A 16,337-nucleotide genomic window follows, 5' to 3' on the forward strand; every position below is an offset into this window, starting at 1 on the left:
CTTAAATGCGCGATAAATCACGCCGCTACCAATGACTGTACCTATTGTAGCGGCGCGATTTATCGCGCAGGGTTACGGTTACTGCTGGGTAAAATCCTCGGCATCCACGTCGTAACCCGACGGCTCCCAGCGAATCGCCAGCAGTGCCAGCAATCCGATCAGTGGTGCCAGAAAGATCACCCAGAACACGCCGGTGCCAAACGCTGCCACCAGCAGCGGGAACACAAACAGCGACACGGTGGAACTGCCGCGCATCAGCGTCTGGTTAAAGCCCACACCCACGCCGCGCAGTGACGCTGGATAGCTCAGCGAAGCAAAGGTCATGGTATGTGACCCAGGACCAAAACCCTGACCAAACAGGAACAGCGCCAGCATGGCAATCGCCAGTGCCGCCTGCTCTCCGCCTTCCGGACGACCAATCAATGCCAGCCCCAGTAGCGCCACGCACTGGCAGCTATAACCCGTCACCGACATCTTCCACGCCCCGAGACGCGGAACCAGACGCACCGCCAGCAAACCGCCGACAAAGGCAAACAGCAGATTCAGCGCCAGCGAGACCAGAATGGTGGTCAGCATCGATTGGGCAAAAAAGCTGGAGATAATCACTGGCAGGCCAAACGCCACCGCGTTGTAGGCGAAAGAGGAGGCGATGGACGTCACGGTCGCCAGGATCGTGCGACGACGATATACGCCCTGCAACAGCGCCCCATAGTTGCGCCAGCTGGCTTTGCGCACGGACGGTTGTTTGCTCTGGTCGGCATCTTCTGCCACTCGGGCATTGATGTTGTAGGAGCGACGCAGAATCTCCGCCGCGCCATTCAGGTTGCCCTGATTGGCGGCCCAGATCGGCGATTCGCTCATATAACGGCTGCGGATGGCAATGATCAGCAGTGCAGGCACGGCACCAAAACCGAGAATCAAGCGCCACAGCCAGTCGGTATGGGTTTCCGGCAGGACTGCGTACAGCAGCAGTACCAGCAGATAGGAGATGCTAATCGCTGCATACCAGGTGGGGCACCACATCGCTACGCTGGCGGCTTTATTGCCCTTGCCGCGCAGTTTCGAGAACTCAGCAAGAAACGCCATCGCCACTGGCAAATCGATACCGACCCCAAGGCCCATAACAAAGCGCGCGCCGCCCAGCACATACTCGTTGGGAGCAAAGGCACAGGCCAGCGCTGCCACCACAAAGAAGAACATATCCGCCATAAACACGCGGTAACGACCAATTTTATCGGTGAGATAGCCGCCAATCAGCGCACCCACGATGGCTCCGAAGGTAATGGCTGCCGCCACCATCCCGGTTCCGGTCGGTGTAAGCTGGAATTCGCGTGCGACATCTTTGATGCCGAACGCCAGCGCGCCGAGATCGTAGGCATCAAGAAACACCCCACCGAGCGCGATGGCGATCACGATGCGTGCGTTACTACGCGACTGCTCGCTGTTATTCACCAGGCTGGTGACATCGGCCGCACTGCGGATCCACTGCGTCTCACCCTGAGGTTGATTCCCTGCCAGCGCCACATGGGCGGGAGAAGTTAAGTCGGACATGATGTTGTTGTCTGTATTTTTGTTGGTATGGGGGATATGAGAATAATCCTCAGTTCGCTGCTGAAAAATTCCATTTGGTTATATGAGCAACGAATTGGTTATAACCTATTTGAATTGGCTAGCAGAAATTGAGTGAAGCAAACACGCCCGGTGCACTTGACCGCACCTATCCCGGTTCGCCAGGCTACGCTTGTTACTCAACATACGATAACAATACCGAGGGTGAACAGCATGATTAAGCAGGGTTTACTGGGATTGGTAGCATTGGCAATCAGTGTTAGCGCAGCGCAGGCCGCCGATCCGGTGCGGGTGGGATCGAAGATTGATACCGAAGGTTCGCTGCTCGGAAATATCATTCTGCAGGTGCTGAACAAGCATGGGGTGCCGACGGTGAACAAAATTCAGCTCGGTACCACTCAGGTGGTGCGCGGTGCCATCACCGCCGGGGCGCTGGATATCTATCCTGAATACACCGGTAACGGGGCGTTTTTCTTTAATGATGAGAAAGACCCGGCGTGGAAGAATGCGCAGCAGGGTTATGAGAAGGTCAAAACTCTCGATGCGGAAAAAAACCATCTGGTATGGCTGACCCCTGCACCTGCCAATAACACCTGGACCATCGCGGTACGCAGCGATGTTGCCGGGAAAAACCAACTCACCTCGCTGGCGGATTTGAGCCAGTATCTGAAAAAAGGTGGCACTTTCAAACTGGCGGCGTCGGCCGAATTTATTGAGCGCAGCGATGCGTTGCCGGCGTTTGAAAAAGCCTACGATTTCAAACTTGATCAGTCACAGTTGCTGTCGCTGGCGGGCGGCGATACGGCGGTGACTATCAAAGCGGCGGCGCAGCAAACCTCCGGGGTGAATGCGGCGATGGCCTACGGCACGGACGGCCCGGTGGCGGCGCTGGGGCTGCAAACTTTGACCGATCCGAAAGGGGTACAGCCGATTTACGCACCCACTCCGGTGATCCGCGATGTGGTGCTGAAGCAATATCCTGAGATTGCCAGCTGGTTACAGCCGGTGTTCAGCAAACTCGACGAAAAGACGCTGCAACAGCTTAACGCGCAGATTGCGGTGGAGGGTCAGGATGCCAGCCAGGTGGCTAAAACGTGGCTACAGCAGAATAAGTTCTTGTAACGCGTGGCATTATTCACGCAAAGGCCGCGCCAGCAACCGGTGATTCTGCTGCTACTGGTATTGTTAAGTCTGACATTTGCTACGCTGCCGCTACTGAGTTATGCCGCAAATCGGCTGGTATCAGGTCAGCCGTTGTTGCTGTGGCAAATCCCGCAGGGGGGAGGATTACTGCTCCCTTTGCTGGCGCTATGGCTATTGTTATGGTGCCAGCCCGGTCGCCGTACTGCATTGCTACTGCTGGTGAGCGCCGAATGTCTGTTTACGCTGTTGATATGGCTGGGCGGCCATCAGGCGACGCTACTGGCGCAGAGTGGCAGTCGGCTGGCGCGTACCGCCTTTGGCAGCGGGTTGTGGATTGCGCTGGCTCTGGCATTGTTGCTGGCGGCCGAGGCGGTGCGCCAGATAAGCCAGAAGACCACCGTGCGCATCCTGCTGAACCTGCAAATGTGGTTACTACCGCTCGGCCTGCTGCTGAGCGGCCATCTCAATCAGCTTTCCCTGTTAAAAGAGTATGCCAACCGCAGTGCGACCTTTGACGCCGCCTTTAGCCAGCATCTGACGTTGCTCGGCGGCACACTGCTGCCGACGCTGCTGATTGGCCTGCCGCTCGGCATCCTCATCGCCCGGCGCACGCACTGGCAGCAGGCAGCGTTTAACGTGCTGAATCTGATCCAGACCATCCCCTCGGTGGCGCTGTTTGGCCTGCTGATTGCGCCGCTGGCTGGGTTGTCGACGCATTTCCCGTTGCTGGCGCGTTGGGGCATTGCCGGTATCGGAATGGCACCGGCGCTGATTGCGCTGGTGCTGTACGCATTGTTGCCACTGGTGCGCAGCGTGGTAGCGGGCCTGCAACAGGTGCCGTCCGAGGTACGGGAAACGGCGCGCGGCATGGGGATGAGCCGCTGGCAGCAGTTCTGGCTGGCGGAGTTGCCGCTGGCGTTGCCGGTGTGGCTGTCCGGGTTGCGCGTGGTGGTGGTACAGACGCTGGGGCTGGCGGTGGTTGCGGCGCTGATTGGCGCGGGGGGGTTTGGTGCCATTCTGTTTCAGGGGTTGCTGAGTAGCGCCCTCGATTTGGTGCTGCTGGGGGTGATCCCGGTGGTGGCGCTGGCGGTGATCGCCGATGCGCTGCTGCGTTTAGTGGCAGCACTGCTGGAGAGACGACATGATTGAATTTCATCAGGTAAATAAAATCTTCGATGGCAAAGCGGCGGTGCGTGATCTGTCGCTGCATATCGCTAAAGGCAGCTTTACGGTACTGATTGGCACCTCCGGTTCCGGTAAATCCACCACGCTGAAGATGATTAACCGGCTGGTCGAGCACGACAGCGGGGAAATTCGCTTTGCCGGTGAGGCGATTGAACGCATGGATGCACGCGCATTACGGCGACGTATCGGCTATGCCATTCAATCCATCGGTTTATTCCCTCACTGGAGCGTGGCGAAAAACATCGCCACCGTGCCATCCCTGCTGGGCTGGCCGCAGGCGCGCATTCACGAGCGTGTGGCGGAACTGCTGGCGCTGCTGAATCTCGACCCGCATCTGGCCACCCGCTATCCGCATCAGCTGTCTGGCGGGCAGCAGCAGCGTGTTGGCGTGGCGCGTGCGCTGGCGGCAGACCCCGAATTATTGCTGATGGATGAGCCGTTCGGTGCGCTCGACCCGGTGAACCGCCAGGCTCTGCAACAGGAGATGTTGCGCATTCATCGGCTGTCCGGCCGCACCATCGTGCTGGTGACGCACGATATCGATGAAGCGTTGACGCTGGCGGATCATCTGGTGTTGATGGATGGCGGGGAAATTGTGCAGCAGGGCAAACCTATCGAACTGCTGACTCAGCCGGCCAGCGATTTCGCGCGCGAATTTTTCGGTCACAGCGAACTGGGCGTGCGGTTGCTGGCATTGGGGCGGGCCGGGAACGCGGTGCGGCGCGGCGAATGGCTGGAGGCGGAGCCGATCGCGGCGGCGCTGACGCTGCGCGAGGCACTGTCGCAGTTTATTGCGCGACGTACCGACAAGCTGCCGGTGGTCGATCAACACCAGCAACCGCTGGGCGTGCTGTATTTTAGCGATTTGCTGCGTCAGCGCGAGGCGGGCTGATGAGCTGGCTCAAAGACCCGCTGACCTGGCTGCTGGCATTATTTCTGTTGCTGCTGTGGGGCTTGCCGCACAGCGCGCCGTTGTTTAGCGCCTGGTTTCCGCAGCTGGAGCGGCCTTTATATCAGCAGGACAGCTTCTGGCGACTGGCGTTAATGCATCTGTGGCTGGTGGTCAGCGCCAGCGCGCTGGCGATGGTTGTCGGGGTGAGTTGTGCGGTGTTTGCTACGCGCCATCGCGGGCGGGCTTTTCGGCCACTGCTGGAAACGCTGGCTGCCGCCGGGCAGACTTTTCCGCCGGTAGCGGTGCTGGCCATCGCGGTGCCCGTGATGGGGTTTGGCGCGCTGCCAGCGGTGATCGCGTTGTTTCTTTATGGATTGCTGCCGATTTTGCAGGGTACCCTCGCCGGGCTGGATAGCGTTCCCGCCAGCAATCGCGAAATCGCCACCGGACTTGGCATGGGGCCGTGGCGGCGTTTATGGCAAATTGAGCTGGCGCTGGCCGCGCCGGTGATCATGGCCGGGATACGTACTTCGGTGATGATCAACATCGGTACGGCGGCGATTGCGTCAACAGTGGGCGCGGAAAGCCTGGGATCGCCGGTGATCATCGGACTGAGCGGTTTCAACACCGCCTATATCATTCAGGGGGCGGTGCTGGTGGCGTTGCTGGCACTGGTGTGCGATCGCGCGCTGGAACGGTTACAGCGCTGGCTTAGTTGGCGTGAAGGATAAGACTGTAGCCAACCAGCATCAGGCCGCCCATGCCGCCAAGCGCCATCACGGCAAACAGGGTGGAGATGAAGATTTTTTGCCAGTTCATGTCGAAACCTGAAAAAAGTCATTGAGGGCGGCATGATAACGCGCACATCCGCCGAGGCAAAGGCCGATGTGTGCGTTTTTACTGCGTCGGGTCGTGCAGGTGGATATTAAACCCCTGTGCCTGCCAGTGTTCCAGCTGCTCATGCTGACGACGGGTCAGTTTTTTGCCAGTCCAGACAAACAGGTTCTGGCCGGGAAATAACTCCGGGCGCGGCAGTTCCAGCGGTTCTGCCAGCACATCCATACGCCAGCCCTGCTGCGTCAGCCGCCAGGCTTCCAGCCAGATACGCGTGCGATCCTCTACGCCCCAGCCAATCATCAGTGCATCCTTGCCAGCCTTTTTACGTGAACCGGTAAGGCAAAATGCCACGTAATCAATTAACGCGCCATCAAGCAGGCTGCACATGGTGCGTGCGGTGTTCTGATCCAGCCCAAGACGCTGGCGCACCGGCACAATGACGTGGTCGATCAGCGCATCCACCGGATGCTCACGTCCGATGGTGGCGATTTTGGCTCGTAGCTTGGAAGGCCGGACATGGCGTAACACGCTCATCAATTCTTCCTGCAGCGTGTTCCAGCCGTCGTGCACATTGACGCTTTCCCCTTCCAGCAGTGCTTTCACCTTACCAACGGGCACGCCACTTTCTATCCAGCGCTTGATCTCTTCAATGCGCTGAACATCTTCATCATCAAACTGTCGGTGACCGCCTTCGGTGCGCTGGGGCTTTAACAGACCGTAACGTCGCTGCCATGCGCGAAGTGTTACCGGATTGATTCCACAGCGTTCGGCAACGTCGCCGATACTGTATAAGGCCATATCTTCCTCAATATACTGACCTGCGTCGTCACACCATAACTGTGATTGAAAACTTGTACAATGAATTTTTCTTTGTACAAGTTGACGGCGGTCATGTTTTCAGGCTTTATCTCACATATGAGAAATAAAATCCATATATGAGAGGTTGTCATGTCTGAACCGGATACCGAAGACCGCCTGGCCGCCCGTCTGGCGGAATTACGCCTGCAACGCGGCTGGTCACTGGATGAACTGGCGATGGCCACCGGCATCAGTCGGGCGACATTGTCGCGCATTGAGCGCGCCGAGACCAGCCCAACGGCAGCGTTGCTCAATCGACTCTGTGTCGCCTACGGCCTCACCATGTCGCGCTTACTGAGCGAAGTGGAGGACGACGCGCTGCTACTGCTGACAGCTGAACAGCAGCCGGTGTGGGTTGATGAGCAAAGCGGCTTTCAGCGCCGTAACGTTTCGCCACCTGCTTCACATTTTAGAGCAGAAATGGTGGAAGCGGTGCTGCAACCGGGGGCGCAAATCGATTATGACGCGCCACCGGTGCAGGGGCTGGAGCAGCATATCTGGTTACAATCCGGTGAACTGACCATCACTATGGAGTCGCAAAGCTGGACCTTGCAGGCCGGTGACTGCCTGCGCTTCCATCTGACCGGCAAATCTTCCTTTACTGCGCATCCTCAGGGCGGTGCACGTTACATTCTGGTGGTATGCAAACCATGATTGATATCGAACAACTCAGTGCCAGCCAGGCGCAACCCTTAATTGGCGCGTTGTGTGATGTTTTGCAGGGTTGTGTGGCGGATGGGGCCAGCGTGGGTTTTATCGACGCCAGTGACCGGGCGGTGATTGAGCGTTTCTGGCAGGACAAAATTTTCAGTCTTGCCAGCGGTGATAATCAGCTGCTGGTGGCGCGTCTGCACGGTGAGATCATGGCGACGGTGATGGTGGGTTACAGCGCAATGCCCAATGGTCGTCATCGTGCCGAGATCAGCAAGTTGCTGGTGCATCCGCACGCCCGCCGTCAGGGCATTGCCCGACGCCTGATGCAGCAGGCGGAACAACTGGCGGCGGATAAAGGGAAGACGCTACTGGTGCTGGATACGCGCAGCGGCGATGTGGCAACCGATCTCTATCTGTCACTCGGCTGGCAGATTGCCGGTTCCATTCCGCACTACGCGGAATCGACCGAAGGTGTGCTGGATGCCACCACCGTAATGTTTAAGACGTTGCGGATGCACGCATGATTGTGGTGGCGCAGGAGTCCATCCAGCAGCCGGATGCTGCCTGGTTGCTGGATAATTTGTCAGCTACGCTCGCTGCGCTCACCGGCAGCAGCGGACGCGCCAGTTTTGATCCGGAGGCGATGCAGCAAGCGGGCAGTTGCTTTGCCGTGGCCCGCGATGCGCAGCGCAGGCCGGTTGGCTGTGGTGCGTTTCGCCCGTTGCTACCCGGCATTGCGGAACTGAAACGGATGTATGCGCTAAGCAGCGGGCAGGGTATCGGTGCGGCGGTGCTACAGTTCCTCGAACAGCAGGCGCGGCAGCAGGGCTATCAGGCGATGTGGCTGGAAACGCGTAAGGTGAATCAGCGTGCGCTGGCATTCTATGCCCGTCAGGGCTACCAGCCGATTGCTCCGTTTGGTCATTATGTTGGTAACGCGACGGCGCAATGTCTGGGGAAGGTTTTTGCACAGCCATAAAGGGCCGCTACAACCCAGTGCGATATTGGGTCACGGCGCGCTTTTGCCCCATTTTAGTGCGCCGCTTCCACTTCGGGGATCGCCAGTGCCTGCATAAACAGCCGGATAATCGGGTTTATTTTGCGGCCTTTTTTCATCAGCAGACAAAACGAATCCTCCATCCGTATTGATTCATCACCCAATTCGCACAGCTGACCACGGGCAATAAAGGGCGCAGCATAGTGTTCCGGTAAATAACCAATAAAGTGTCCGGTCAAAATTAGCATGGCAACCGATTCAACCTGAACCGCCTGTACCCCGCTGTCGTGGAATGGAATCAGACGACGCGCATCACGAGGTATGACATATAAATGATTTATGACTTTTTGTTCGCGTAATAATTCCAGTGATATTTTATCAGCATGATTACCGGAATAAAGTGGGTGGTCTGCGGAACAATAAAGTTTTGAATGTTCTTTATATAACGGGAAGTAATCGAAATCACTTTTCATTTCATAAACGGGCGCAATGCCGCAATGGAATCGACCTTCACTTATACCGCGTTCAATATCATCTAACTGGGCGGTTTGCAGACGAATTTGCACCTTTGGTGCATTCTGGTGCAACTGTTGCACCGCGCTGGTGACCGGGGATTGTGGATCGGAAATGGTGTTATCCACCACGCAAATGGCGATGTCACCCAGCAGCTCGTTGCGGCTGTTGTGCAGGCGTTCGCGGAACAGATTGAGGGAGACGAACAGCTCCAGCGTCGCCTGATACACATTGATGCCGTACTGCGTCAGTTCAAAGCCTTCACGCCCGCGGCTGCACAGCGTCATACCCAGACGAATTTCCAAATCGGAAACCTGCTTGCTGATCGCCGCCAGACCAATATTCAGCTCATGGCTGGCCGCGGTTAATCCACCGGCTTCAACCACACATTTAAATACGCGCAGCAATTTTAAATCGATATTACTTAATGCCAGCACCGCATTATCGCTGCGATTGATTGCATTGTTTCCAGACTGGGAAACTTTACTTTCCATCTTTGCTATTCAACTCCGGAATTATTGCGGTGAAAGTGTAGTGAACCTGAAATGTGTCGTGTTTACCAGTATGGAAATAAAATAAGTTTTTATTATCGCTGGCACGCCATTCATCTCGCTATTGATTATCTGTAAGGGAAAATTGCATGTCTGATAAAGCCGAACTGTTATGGGGTGCGCGTTTTAAAGCGGCCCCTGCCGCCAGTTTAACTGCGTTGTCTCGTAGCCCGGATTACTACTTTGCCCTGGCTCCTTACGATTTAGCCGGATGTCGCGCCCATGCCCGCGAACTGATGCGTGGTGGCCTGCTGAGTGACACAGAACTGAGCACCATGCTGGCTGCCATTGATCAACTGGATGCTGACTTCCGCGCCGGTGAGTTACATCCCATTGCTGCTGATGAAGATGTGCATACCTTTGTCGAACGCGCGCTGACCGAGCGCTTAGGGCCGCTGGGCGGCAAACTGCGCGCCGGCCGTTCACGTAACGATCAAACCGTCAACGATTTGCGCCTCTATCTGCGCGACAACGGGCGCAAGGTGGTGACCGCGCTGCTGGGGCTGCAACAGGCGCTGGTTGAGCAGGCGGCACAGCACACCGAAAGCGTGGCTCCGGGCTTTACCCATCTGCAACAGGCGCAGCCGATTGTGTTTGGCCATCAGTTGCTGGCCCATGCGCAGTCCTTTGCCCGCGATATCGAACGTATGCAGGACTGGGATCGTCGCAGCGCGCGCTGCCCGCTCGGCGCAGCTGCGATGGCCGGTTCGGCGATTGCCCGCCAGCCGGAACTGGCAGCGGTGGATCTGGCCTACCTCGCCCCCTGTGAGAACTCGATTGATGCGGTAGCCAGCCGTGATTACGCGGCGGAATTCCTGTTTGTCACCAGCATGATTGGCATCAACCTGTCGCGCCTGTGCGAAGAAGTGTGCATGTGGGCTTCGCGCCAGTTCCGCTGGGTGGAGCTGCACGACAGCTACGCCACCGGCAGCTCGATCATGCCGCAGAAAAAGAACCCGGATATTGCTGAGCTGACGCGGGGTCGTTCCGGTCGTCTGGTCGGTAACCTGACGGCACTGCTCACCACCATGAAAGCCATGCCGCTTTCCTACAACCGTGACCTGAGCGATGACAAACGTAACGTCATTGATGCCGTCGATACCCTGCTGCTGGTGCTGCCAGCGATGGCGGGCATGATGGCGACGCTGAAATTCAACACTGACGTGATGCGTGAGCAGGCACCGGATGGCTTTACGCTGGCGACCGAAGTGGCCGACTGGCTGGCAATGCGTGGGGTGCCATTCCGTGAAGCCCACGAAATCACCGGCCAGCTGGTACAGCTGTGCGAGCAAGAAGGTTGTGGCCTGTCGGACCTCAGCGATGCACAGCTTCAGGCCGTGGATAGCCGTCTCACCGCTGAGGTACGCGGCGCGTTAACGCTGGAATCGGCGCTGGCGGTGCGTAATGGTTACGGCGGCACAGCACCCGAGCGCGTGCGCGAACAGCTGGCACGTCTGCAAACCCTGATGCAGGCCCAGCAACAGTGGGCCGATGATTACGCTGGCCCGCGTGCCTGAGGAGACGCTTATGTCGCAATCGACACCGACTGCCCTTAACAACGCCAGCAGCCAGCCGCATTACGATCTGGATCGCTATCAGGTGGTGCCGCGCCGTTATTACGGCCGCATCACCGCTTCGGTGGTGATCCTTGTCCTGCTGGCGTTGCTGGTGAATGCGTTTGCCCACGGCAATATTGAATGGTCGTTCGTGGGTCAGTTCTTTACCGCCAAAGCGATTCTCGACGGGGTGGTGAACACCCTGATTATGTCTGTGCTGGCGATGGGATTCGGCATCCTGTTCGGGGTGATCACCGCCATCATGTATATGTCACCCAACCCGGTGCTGCATTACATCGCGGTCGGTTACGCCTGGATCTTCCGTGGCACACCGCTGATTCTGCAACTGCTGCTGTGGTTTAACCTCGCGCTGGTGTTTCCCACCATCAGCATTCCCGGTGTCTTTAGCGTTCAGACAGTCACCATTATGACGCCATTCCTCGCAGCATTACTCGGCCTGAGTATCAACCAGGGCGCTTACACCTCTGAAGTGGTACGTGCGGGGCTGCTGTCGGTGGATACCGGCCAGTATGAAGCGGCGAAAGCCATCGGCATGCCACGTTTGCAGGCGCTGCAACGCATCATTCTGCCGCAGGCGATGCGTGTCATCCTGCCGCCGGTGGGCAATGAATTTATCAGCATGATCAAAACCACCAGTCTGGCGAGCATGATTCAGTACTCCGAACTGCTCTACAACACCCAGAACATCTACTTCGCCAACGCGCGCGTGATGGAGCTGCTATTCGTGGCGGGTATCTGGTACCTGATCGTGGTGACGGTGCTGTCGTTCGGCCAGAGCCAGCTGGAACGCTACTTCTCACGCGGCCACCGCCGTCATCACTAAGGGGTTTGAGATGAGAAACATCGTGCGCGCCGTCAAGGTGAACAAATATTTCGACCAGTTCCACGCGCTGAAGGATGTCAGCCTCGAAGTGAATTACGGCGAGGTGATGTGCATCCTCGGGCCATCCGGCTCCGGTAAAAGCACCTTTCTGCGCTGCATTAACCAGCTGGAGAAGGTCGATCAGGGCGGTATCTGGGTCGATAACGAACTGGCGGGTTATCGCATCAATGGCAACAAACTCTATCCGCTGAGCGACAAGCAAATTGCCCGTCAGCGCCTGCAAACCGGCATGGTATTCCAGCGCTTCAACCTGTTTCCGCATAAAACCGCGCTGGAAAACATTATCGAAGGCCCCTGCCGGGTGCTGCTGCGTCCAAAGCGTGAAGCCAGCGAAGAAGCGATGGCGCTGCTGGATCGCGTCGGTCTGGCGCACAAGGCCCATGACTATCCGCAGTCGTTATCCGGTGGTCAGCAGCAGCGCGTGGCGATTGCCCGCGCGCTGGCGATGAAGCCGAAATTAATGCTGTTTGATGAACCCACCTCGGCGCTCGACCCGGAAATGGTCGGTGAAGTGCTGGCGGTGATGCGTCAACTGGCAAAAGAAGGCACCACCATGCTGGTGGTCACCCATGAAATGGGCTTTGCCCGTGAGGTGGCGAACCAGGTGGTGTTTATGGATGAGGGACGCATTATCGAGCAGGGCGCGCCAGAAGACATTCTGCTGAACCCGCAAAACCCACGGATGAAAAACTTTATCAACGCGATTCTTCTTTAACTACCGGGGTGTAATGAATGAAAAAGTTGTTACTGAGCGCCATCAGCGCCGCGCTGTTGCTGCAATCGACGGCCTGGGCTGCCGACATCGCCGTGCCAGCGGCAATTAAAGAGAAAGGTTTGACCGTGGCGATTATGCCGAACTATCCGCCGATGGACTTCAAAGATCCGGCCAGCAATCAACTGACCGGCGTCGATTACGACCTTGGTATGGCGATTGGTCAGAAGCTGGGCGTGAAGATCAACTGGCAGGAAATTGCCTTTGAACAGATGGTCAACGCAGTCGTCACCAAACGCGTTGATCTGGTGATGTCCGGCATGACCGACACCAAAGAACGCCAGAAAGTGGTCAATTTTATCGATTACTTCAAAACCGGTCCGCAGTTCTACACCTTAACCGCGCGTAGCGACATCAACAGCGCGATGGATCTGTGTGGTAAACGCGTGGGCACCAGTCGTCGCACCACCTTCCCGCAGGAGATCGCTAACTGGAGCAAGGCGCACTGCGAGGCCGCTGGTAAGCCTGCCATCATCGTGGTGGGTGCCGAAGGGACGGCCGATGCGCGTACCCAGCTGCGCCAGCGTCGTCTGGATGGCGCGGTGCAGGGCAGCGAAACCCTGCCGTACATCATGAACCTGGAAAAAGGCACCTTTAAGCCACTCGATAAAGCCTTCTCCTTCCAGTACACCGGCATGGCGATCGGCAAAGATGCCGGGGATCTGACCAAAGCGGTGCAGGCAGCGCTGGATGCGATGATCGCCGATGGCAGCTACCAGAAAATCCTCAGCAAATGGGGTCTGAACGACAACGGTGTGGCGCAGGCCACGGTGAACCAGGGCTAACAGGAGGCCTCTGATGCAACAACCGGGCGCAGTGCGCTGGCCGCAGGGTAAGCGCGGCTGTATGGCGCTGGCATTTGACCTTGACGGTCCCACCGGCGATGCCATGTTGAATGGCAGCCTGTGGTCCACGCCAGAGTATTTTACTTTTGGCGCTTACGGTCCGTACCGTGCGCTCGGGCGCTTGCTCGATCTGCTGCGGGCCTTTCAGCTGCCCGCCACCTTTTTTGTTCCCGCATGGGTGGTGGAGCAGTGGCCGCAGCAGTGTCAGGCGATTGTTGAGCAGGGCCATGAAGTGGCCTATCACGGCTACCGTCACGAATCCTTCTGGGCGATCTCCCCCGAGGAGCAACGGGCGGTGATGGCGAAATCGGCCGCGATTTTTAAACAATATCTCGGCATCACCGCCTGCGGTTTCCGTACACCATCAGGCGACTGGCATGCCGAAACCCCGCAAATCCTGCGTGAAGCCGGGGTGATTTACTCCAGCAGTATGCGTGGCGACGATCGTCCCTACAGCATTCCGGTGACAGGGCACACGCCGCTGGTGGAGATCCCTGGCAAATGGGAGATGGATGATTACGCCTCGCTGGCCTACACGCGCCAGCCAGACTTCCCAAAAGGGGGCGACCGCATCAGTAGCTATGCCCATACGCGTGACAACTGGCAGCGGGAATTTGATGGGGCGATGGATGAGGGGCTCTGTCTGACGACCTTGTTCCACCCGAAAATCTCCGGCCAGCCGGGACGTCTGCTGCTGCTGGAGCAGCTGTTTGAACATATGACAACGCGTGATGATGTGTGGTTTGCGCGTTGTGATGCGGTGGCGCAGTGGTATTTGCAGGAGCAGCAACATGACTGAATCTCCCCGCTGGCCGCTGGGCTTCCAGTCGGCGGCGATCCTCACCATCGATTTTAACGATATTCACGGCATCCTCACCCAGGCACCGGCAGTGGCCGGGCGGGATAAAACCCTGTCGGTGTGGCGCTATGGCACGCTGCGTGGCGTGGATCGTCTGCTGAATCTGCTGGCTGAAAAACAGCTGAAAGCCAGCTGGTGTTTACCGGCGATTGTGGCGCAAGAGCAGCCTGAGCTGGTGCAACGAATCGTCGCTGACGGCCATGAAATCGTCTGTAGCGGCGATCGCCATGAAGATTTCTCCCGTCTGACGCTGGAGCAGCAGATTGCCAGCGTCACGCGTGGCTGCGACAAGCTGGCGCAGATCACTGGCCAGCCGGTGACCGGCTTCCGTACTCCGGCGGGGCAGTGGCAGCCGGGACTGGCGCAGGCGTTGATCGCACTGGGTATCCGCTGGTCTTCGAGCTGGCGCGGTGACGATCTGCCGTATTTCCATCCGGGCACGCGGCTGGTGGAACTGCCGATGCACTACACGCTGGAAGATGAACCTTACTTTGCCTTTAATCTCAGCCCGGCGATCCCGCCGGGGCAATCCCGCATCGCCCCTTATGCTGAAACTCTGGCGAATCTGACGCAGGATTTCCACGGTTTTCACCGCTTTGGCCTGTGCTATCTGCTGCGGCTGCACCCGGAAATCATCGGCACCGCCGGACGTATCGGCCTGCTGCGAACGCTACTGGAGACGCTGCAACAACACAATGTATGGATTGCCACCGGGCAACAGGTGGCCGCGCACTGGCAGAGCCAGCCTGACAATGGGCCGGATCATCCGGCGGAGGTGTTCACCCGTGTTACCGGAGAGATCAATGCTTAATCAGCTGGCGAGTTTTATCGCCAATACCCGCTTTGAGCAACTGCCGGAGGCGCTGGTGGATCAGGCCAGACGCCACTTCCTCGATACGCTCGGTGCGGCACTGGCCGGAAGCGACAGCCCGATCTGGCGTGAGTGTCTGGCGCTGATTAAGGAAGAGGGCGGTTATGCCCAGGCGCAGGTGTGGGGCAGTACCGAACAGGTCAACGCGCGTCAGGCGGCGTGGCTTAACGGTGTGGCGGCGCATATGTATGAGCTGGATGATACCGGCGGGTGCGATCACTCCGGTGCGGTGGTGATCCCGGCGCTGCTGGCGGTGTTGCCGTTGGCAGCAACGCCGGTGAGCGGCAAGGCACTGCTCACTGCGATGGTCATCGGCTATGACATAGGGCGCCGGGTGCTGGAAGCCTGTGGTGGCTACTCAGCACATAACGGTGCGGGCTGGCACTCGACAGCCAGCTGCGGGGTATTCGGCGCGGCGGCAGCGGTGTGCGCGTTATTGCAACTCAGCCCGGCGCAGTGTGCTTCGGCGCTGGGTATCGCGGCCAGTTTCAGCGGCGGGCTGTGGGGCTTTATTCACGACGGTTCCCACACCAAAAAGTTGCATGCAGCACGTGCGGCAGAAGGCGGTGTACAGGCGGCGCTGCTGGCGCAACGCGGTATCAGTGGTCCTTCGGCGGTGTTTGAAGCGCGCTGGGGTGGTTTCCTGCAAACCCTGGCGGCTGAGACGCAGCAACCAGAAGCACTGGTGGCTGATCTCGGCGTGGTGTGGAAACTGGCCCGTTGTTCGATTAAACCTTATGCCGCCTGCCGTGGCACCCATGCGGCGGTTGATGCGATGGGCATGATGCTGCAACAGCAGGCGGTGGCGACGGCGGATATCGCCCGCATTGTGGTGGGGCTGAATCCGTTCCTGCTGGAAATGTGTGGCACCCGTGACGTTGCCAGCCTCGCTGCCGCGCAGATGAGTTTGCCTTATGCGCTCACTGCGCGGGCATTGTACGGTGCGGCGGATCTGGCCAGTTATGATGAGGCGAAACGTCTGCATCCTGATGCGGAAGCGCTGATGGCGCGTGTCGAACTGGTGATCGATCCCGGGCAGAACCGGGATGCCGAACCCTGGGTACGGCTGGAGACGATGCAGGGTGCGCAGTGGCAGCAGCATGTGCCAGTGCCGTCCGGTGCGCCCGCCAATCCACTGAGCCTGGCAGCACTAGTCGCGAAGTACCGCAGCCTGGCGGGGCGTGTGCTGCCTGAGGCGCAGGTGATGCAGCTGGAGACGCTGTGCCTGGCGCTGGATAAGATTGACGATGCCAGTGAGATCACGGTGTTGTTGGCGGCCAGGACGGCATAAATGCCGTCCCTGGATTATTGATAAACTCGTAGGGTCGCCA

The 16,337-nt window shown here is 58.2% G+C and carries 17 protein-coding genes; 14 read left to right on the forward strand and 3 right to left on the reverse strand.

Translation table 11 applies throughout. The features are described 5' to 3' along the window. Positions 1 to 78: 78 nt before the first annotated feature. Positions 79 to 1,551 carry an MFS transporter gene (locus CUN67_RS05955; protein WP_208714412.1) on the reverse strand — a complete coding sequence of 491 codons (1,473 nt, stop codon included), beginning with the start codon at positions 1,549 to 1,551 and terminating at the stop codon, positions 79 to 81. 231 nt (positions 1,552 to 1,782) lie between these two features. Between CUN67_RS05955 and osmF the strand changes: the two genes are divergently transcribed. Genes osmF through CUN67_RS05975 form a run of 4 tightly spaced genes read left to right on the forward strand, consistent with a single transcriptional unit; the run spans position 1,783 to position 5,520 of the window. Continuing rightward, positions 1,783 to 2,691: a glycine betaine ABC transporter substrate-binding protein OsmF gene (gene osmF, locus CUN67_RS05960; protein ID WP_208714413.1), complete on the forward strand. Its 909-nt coding sequence runs from the start codon at positions 1,783 to 1,785 to the stop codon at positions 2,689 to 2,691. Between the two features lie 3 nt (positions 2,692 to 2,694). Further along, positions 2,695 to 3,861 carry an ABC transporter permease gene (locus CUN67_RS05965; RefSeq protein WP_254711381.1) on the forward strand — a complete coding sequence of 389 codons (1,167 nt, stop codon included), beginning with the start codon at positions 2,695 to 2,697 and terminating at the stop codon, positions 3,859 to 3,861. Further along, positions 3,854 to 4,789 carry an ABC transporter ATP-binding protein gene (locus tag CUN67_RS05970; RefSeq protein WP_208714414.1) on the forward strand — a complete coding sequence of 312 codons (936 nt, stop codon included), beginning with the start codon at positions 3,854 to 3,856 and terminating at the stop codon, positions 4,787 to 4,789. Before CUN67_RS05965 ends, CUN67_RS05970 begins: the two co-directional genes overlap by 8 nt. Beyond that, positions 4,789 to 5,520 carry an ABC transporter permease gene (locus tag CUN67_RS05975; protein WP_208714415.1) on the forward strand — a complete coding sequence of 244 codons (732 nt, stop codon included), beginning with the start codon at positions 4,789 to 4,791 and terminating at the stop codon, positions 5,518 to 5,520. Before CUN67_RS05970 ends, CUN67_RS05975 begins: the two co-directional genes overlap by 1 nt. A 166-nt stretch (positions 5,521 to 5,686) precedes the next feature. Here the strand turns inward: CUN67_RS05975 and CUN67_RS05980 are convergent, their stop codons facing one another. Continuing rightward, entirely contained in the window at positions 5,687 to 6,424 is a 738-nt protein-coding gene (locus tag CUN67_RS05980; RefSeq protein ID WP_208714416.1) for a MerR family transcriptional regulator, read from the reverse strand. A 150-nt stretch (positions 6,425 to 6,574) separates the two neighbouring features. Between CUN67_RS05980 and CUN67_RS05985 the strand changes: the two genes are divergently transcribed. From CUN67_RS05985 to CUN67_RS05995, 3 genes are read left to right on the forward strand one after another with little or no spacing between them, the layout of a single operon-like run. After that, positions 6,575 to 7,138: a helix-turn-helix domain-containing protein gene (locus tag CUN67_RS05985; protein ID WP_208714417.1), complete on the forward strand. Its 564-nt coding sequence runs from the start codon at positions 6,575 to 6,577 to the stop codon at positions 7,136 to 7,138. Then, positions 7,135 to 7,662, forward strand: a complete 528-nt coding sequence (locus tag CUN67_RS05990; RefSeq protein ID WP_208717080.1) for a GNAT family N-acetyltransferase — start codon at positions 7,135 to 7,137, stop codon at positions 7,660 to 7,662. The genes CUN67_RS05985 and CUN67_RS05990 overlap by 4 nt, the downstream gene beginning before the upstream one ends. Continuing rightward, a complete protein-coding gene (locus CUN67_RS05995; protein WP_208714418.1) occupies positions 7,659 to 8,117 on the forward strand; it encodes a GNAT family N-acetyltransferase in 459 nt (152 codons plus the stop codon). The genes CUN67_RS05990 and CUN67_RS05995 overlap by 4 nt, the downstream gene beginning before the upstream one ends. A 53-nt stretch (positions 8,118 to 8,170) precedes the next feature. Here CUN67_RS05995 and CUN67_RS06000 read toward each other — a convergent pair whose 3' ends face one another. After that, positions 8,171 to 9,142, reverse strand: a complete 972-nt coding sequence (locus CUN67_RS06000; protein ID WP_208714419.1) for a LysR family transcriptional regulator — start codon at positions 9,140 to 9,142, stop codon at positions 8,171 to 8,173. A 146-nt stretch (positions 9,143 to 9,288) separates the two neighbouring features. On the opposite strand from CUN67_RS06000, the gene argH reads away from it, so the two are divergent. The 7 genes from argH to CUN67_RS06035 are packed head-to-tail and all read left to right on the forward strand — an operon-like array spanning position 9,289 to position 16,297. Continuing rightward, the gene (argH, locus tag CUN67_RS06005) at positions 9,289 to 10,716 is read left to right on the forward strand and encodes an argininosuccinate lyase (protein WP_208714420.1); all 1,428 of its coding nucleotides are present in this window, start codon (positions 9,289 to 9,291) and stop codon (positions 10,714 to 10,716) included. Positions 10,717 to 10,726: 10 nt separating this feature from the next. Continuing rightward, positions 10,727 to 11,599: an amino acid ABC transporter permease gene (locus tag CUN67_RS06010; protein WP_208714421.1), complete on the forward strand. Its 873-nt coding sequence runs from the start codon at positions 10,727 to 10,729 to the stop codon at positions 11,597 to 11,599. A 10-nt stretch (positions 11,600 to 11,609) separates the two neighbouring features. Beyond that, positions 11,610 to 12,374 (forward strand): amino acid ABC transporter ATP-binding protein, encoded by a 765-nt coding sequence (locus tag CUN67_RS06015; protein WP_013508406.1) that lies wholly within the window; start codon positions 11,610 to 11,612, stop codon positions 12,372 to 12,374. A gap of 17 nt (positions 12,375 to 12,391) precedes the next feature. Beyond that, positions 12,392 to 13,216: an ABC transporter substrate-binding protein gene (locus CUN67_RS06020; RefSeq protein WP_208714422.1), complete on the forward strand. Its 825-nt coding sequence runs from the start codon at positions 12,392 to 12,394 to the stop codon at positions 13,214 to 13,216. Positions 13,217 to 13,229: 13 nt separating this feature from the next. Further along, complete coding sequence (locus tag CUN67_RS06025; RefSeq protein WP_208714423.1) at positions 13,230 to 14,075, forward strand: polysaccharide deacetylase family protein; 846 nt, start codon at positions 13,230 to 13,232, stop codon at positions 14,073 to 14,075. Further along, positions 14,068 to 14,946, forward strand: coding sequence for a polysaccharide deacetylase family protein (locus CUN67_RS06030; RefSeq protein WP_208714424.1), 879 nt, complete (start codon positions 14,068 to 14,070; stop codon positions 14,944 to 14,946). The genes CUN67_RS06025 and CUN67_RS06030 overlap by 8 nt, the downstream gene beginning before the upstream one ends. Continuing rightward, the gene (locus tag CUN67_RS06035) at positions 14,939 to 16,297 is read left to right on the forward strand and encodes an MmgE/PrpD family protein (protein WP_208714425.1); all 1,359 of its coding nucleotides are present in this window, start codon (positions 14,939 to 14,941) and stop codon (positions 16,295 to 16,297) included. Before CUN67_RS06030 ends, CUN67_RS06035 begins: the two co-directional genes overlap by 8 nt. Positions 16,298 to 16,337: the final 40 nt, after the last annotated feature.

Origin of the sequence: Pantoea cypripedii, assembly GCF_011395035.1 — a bacterium.
In the GTDB taxonomy this organism is placed as follows: Bacteria; Pseudomonadota; Gammaproteobacteria; order Enterobacterales; family Enterobacteriaceae; genus Pantoea; species Pantoea cypripedii_A.

Bases quoted from the DNA above. Each gene is read 5' to 3' on its own strand.
- CUN67_RS05980 (WP_208714416.1), bottom strand. From the start codon at position 6,424: ATGGCCTTATACAGTATCGGCGACGTTGCCGAACGCTGTGGAATCAAT.
- CUN67_RS06010 (WP_208714421.1), top strand. From the start codon at position 10,727: ATGTCGCAATCGACACCGACTGCCCTTAACAACGCCAGCAGCCAGCCG.
- CUN67_RS05970 (WP_208714414.1), top strand. From the start codon at position 3,854: ATGATTGAATTTCATCAGGTAAATAAAATCTTCGATGGCAAAGCGGCG.
- CUN67_RS06030 (WP_208714424.1), top strand. From the start codon at position 14,068: ATGACTGAATCTCCCCGCTGGCCGCTGGGCTTCCAGTCGGCGGCGATC.
- CUN67_RS05990 (WP_208717080.1), top strand. From the start codon at position 7,135: ATGATTGATATCGAACAACTCAGTGCCAGCCAGGCGCAACCCTTAATT.
- CUN67_RS05975 (WP_208714415.1), top strand. From the start codon at position 4,789: ATGAGCTGGCTCAAAGACCCGCTGACCTGGCTGCTGGCATTATTTCTG.
- CUN67_RS06000 (WP_208714419.1), bottom strand. From the start codon at position 9,142: ATGGAAAGTAAAGTTTCCCAGTCTGGAAACAATGCAATCAATCGCAGC.
- CUN67_RS06035 (WP_208714425.1), top strand. From the start codon at position 14,939: ATGCTTAATCAGCTGGCGAGTTTTATCGCCAATACCCGCTTTGAGCAA.
- argH (WP_208714420.1), top strand. From the start codon at position 9,289: ATGTCTGATAAAGCCGAACTGTTATGGGGTGCGCGTTTTAAAGCGGCC.
- CUN67_RS06025 (WP_208714423.1), top strand. From the start codon at position 13,230: ATGCAACAACCGGGCGCAGTGCGCTGGCCGCAGGGTAAGCGCGGCTGT.
- osmF (WP_208714413.1), top strand. From the start codon at position 1,783: ATGATTAAGCAGGGTTTACTGGGATTGGTAGCATTGGCAATCAGTGTT.
- CUN67_RS06020 (WP_208714422.1), top strand. From the start codon at position 12,392: ATGAAAAAGTTGTTACTGAGCGCCATCAGCGCCGCGCTGTTGCTGCAA.
- CUN67_RS06015 (WP_013508406.1), top strand. From the start codon at position 11,610: ATGAGAAACATCGTGCGCGCCGTCAAGGTGAACAAATATTTCGACCAG.
- CUN67_RS05995 (WP_208714418.1), top strand. From the start codon at position 7,659: ATGATTGTGGTGGCGCAGGAGTCCATCCAGCAGCCGGATGCTGCCTGG.
- CUN67_RS05955 (WP_208714412.1), bottom strand. From the start codon at position 1,551: ATGTCCGACTTAACTTCTCCCGCCCATGTGGCGCTGGCAGGGAATCAA.
- CUN67_RS05985 (WP_208714417.1), top strand. From the start codon at position 6,575: ATGTCTGAACCGGATACCGAAGACCGCCTGGCCGCCCGTCTGGCGGAA.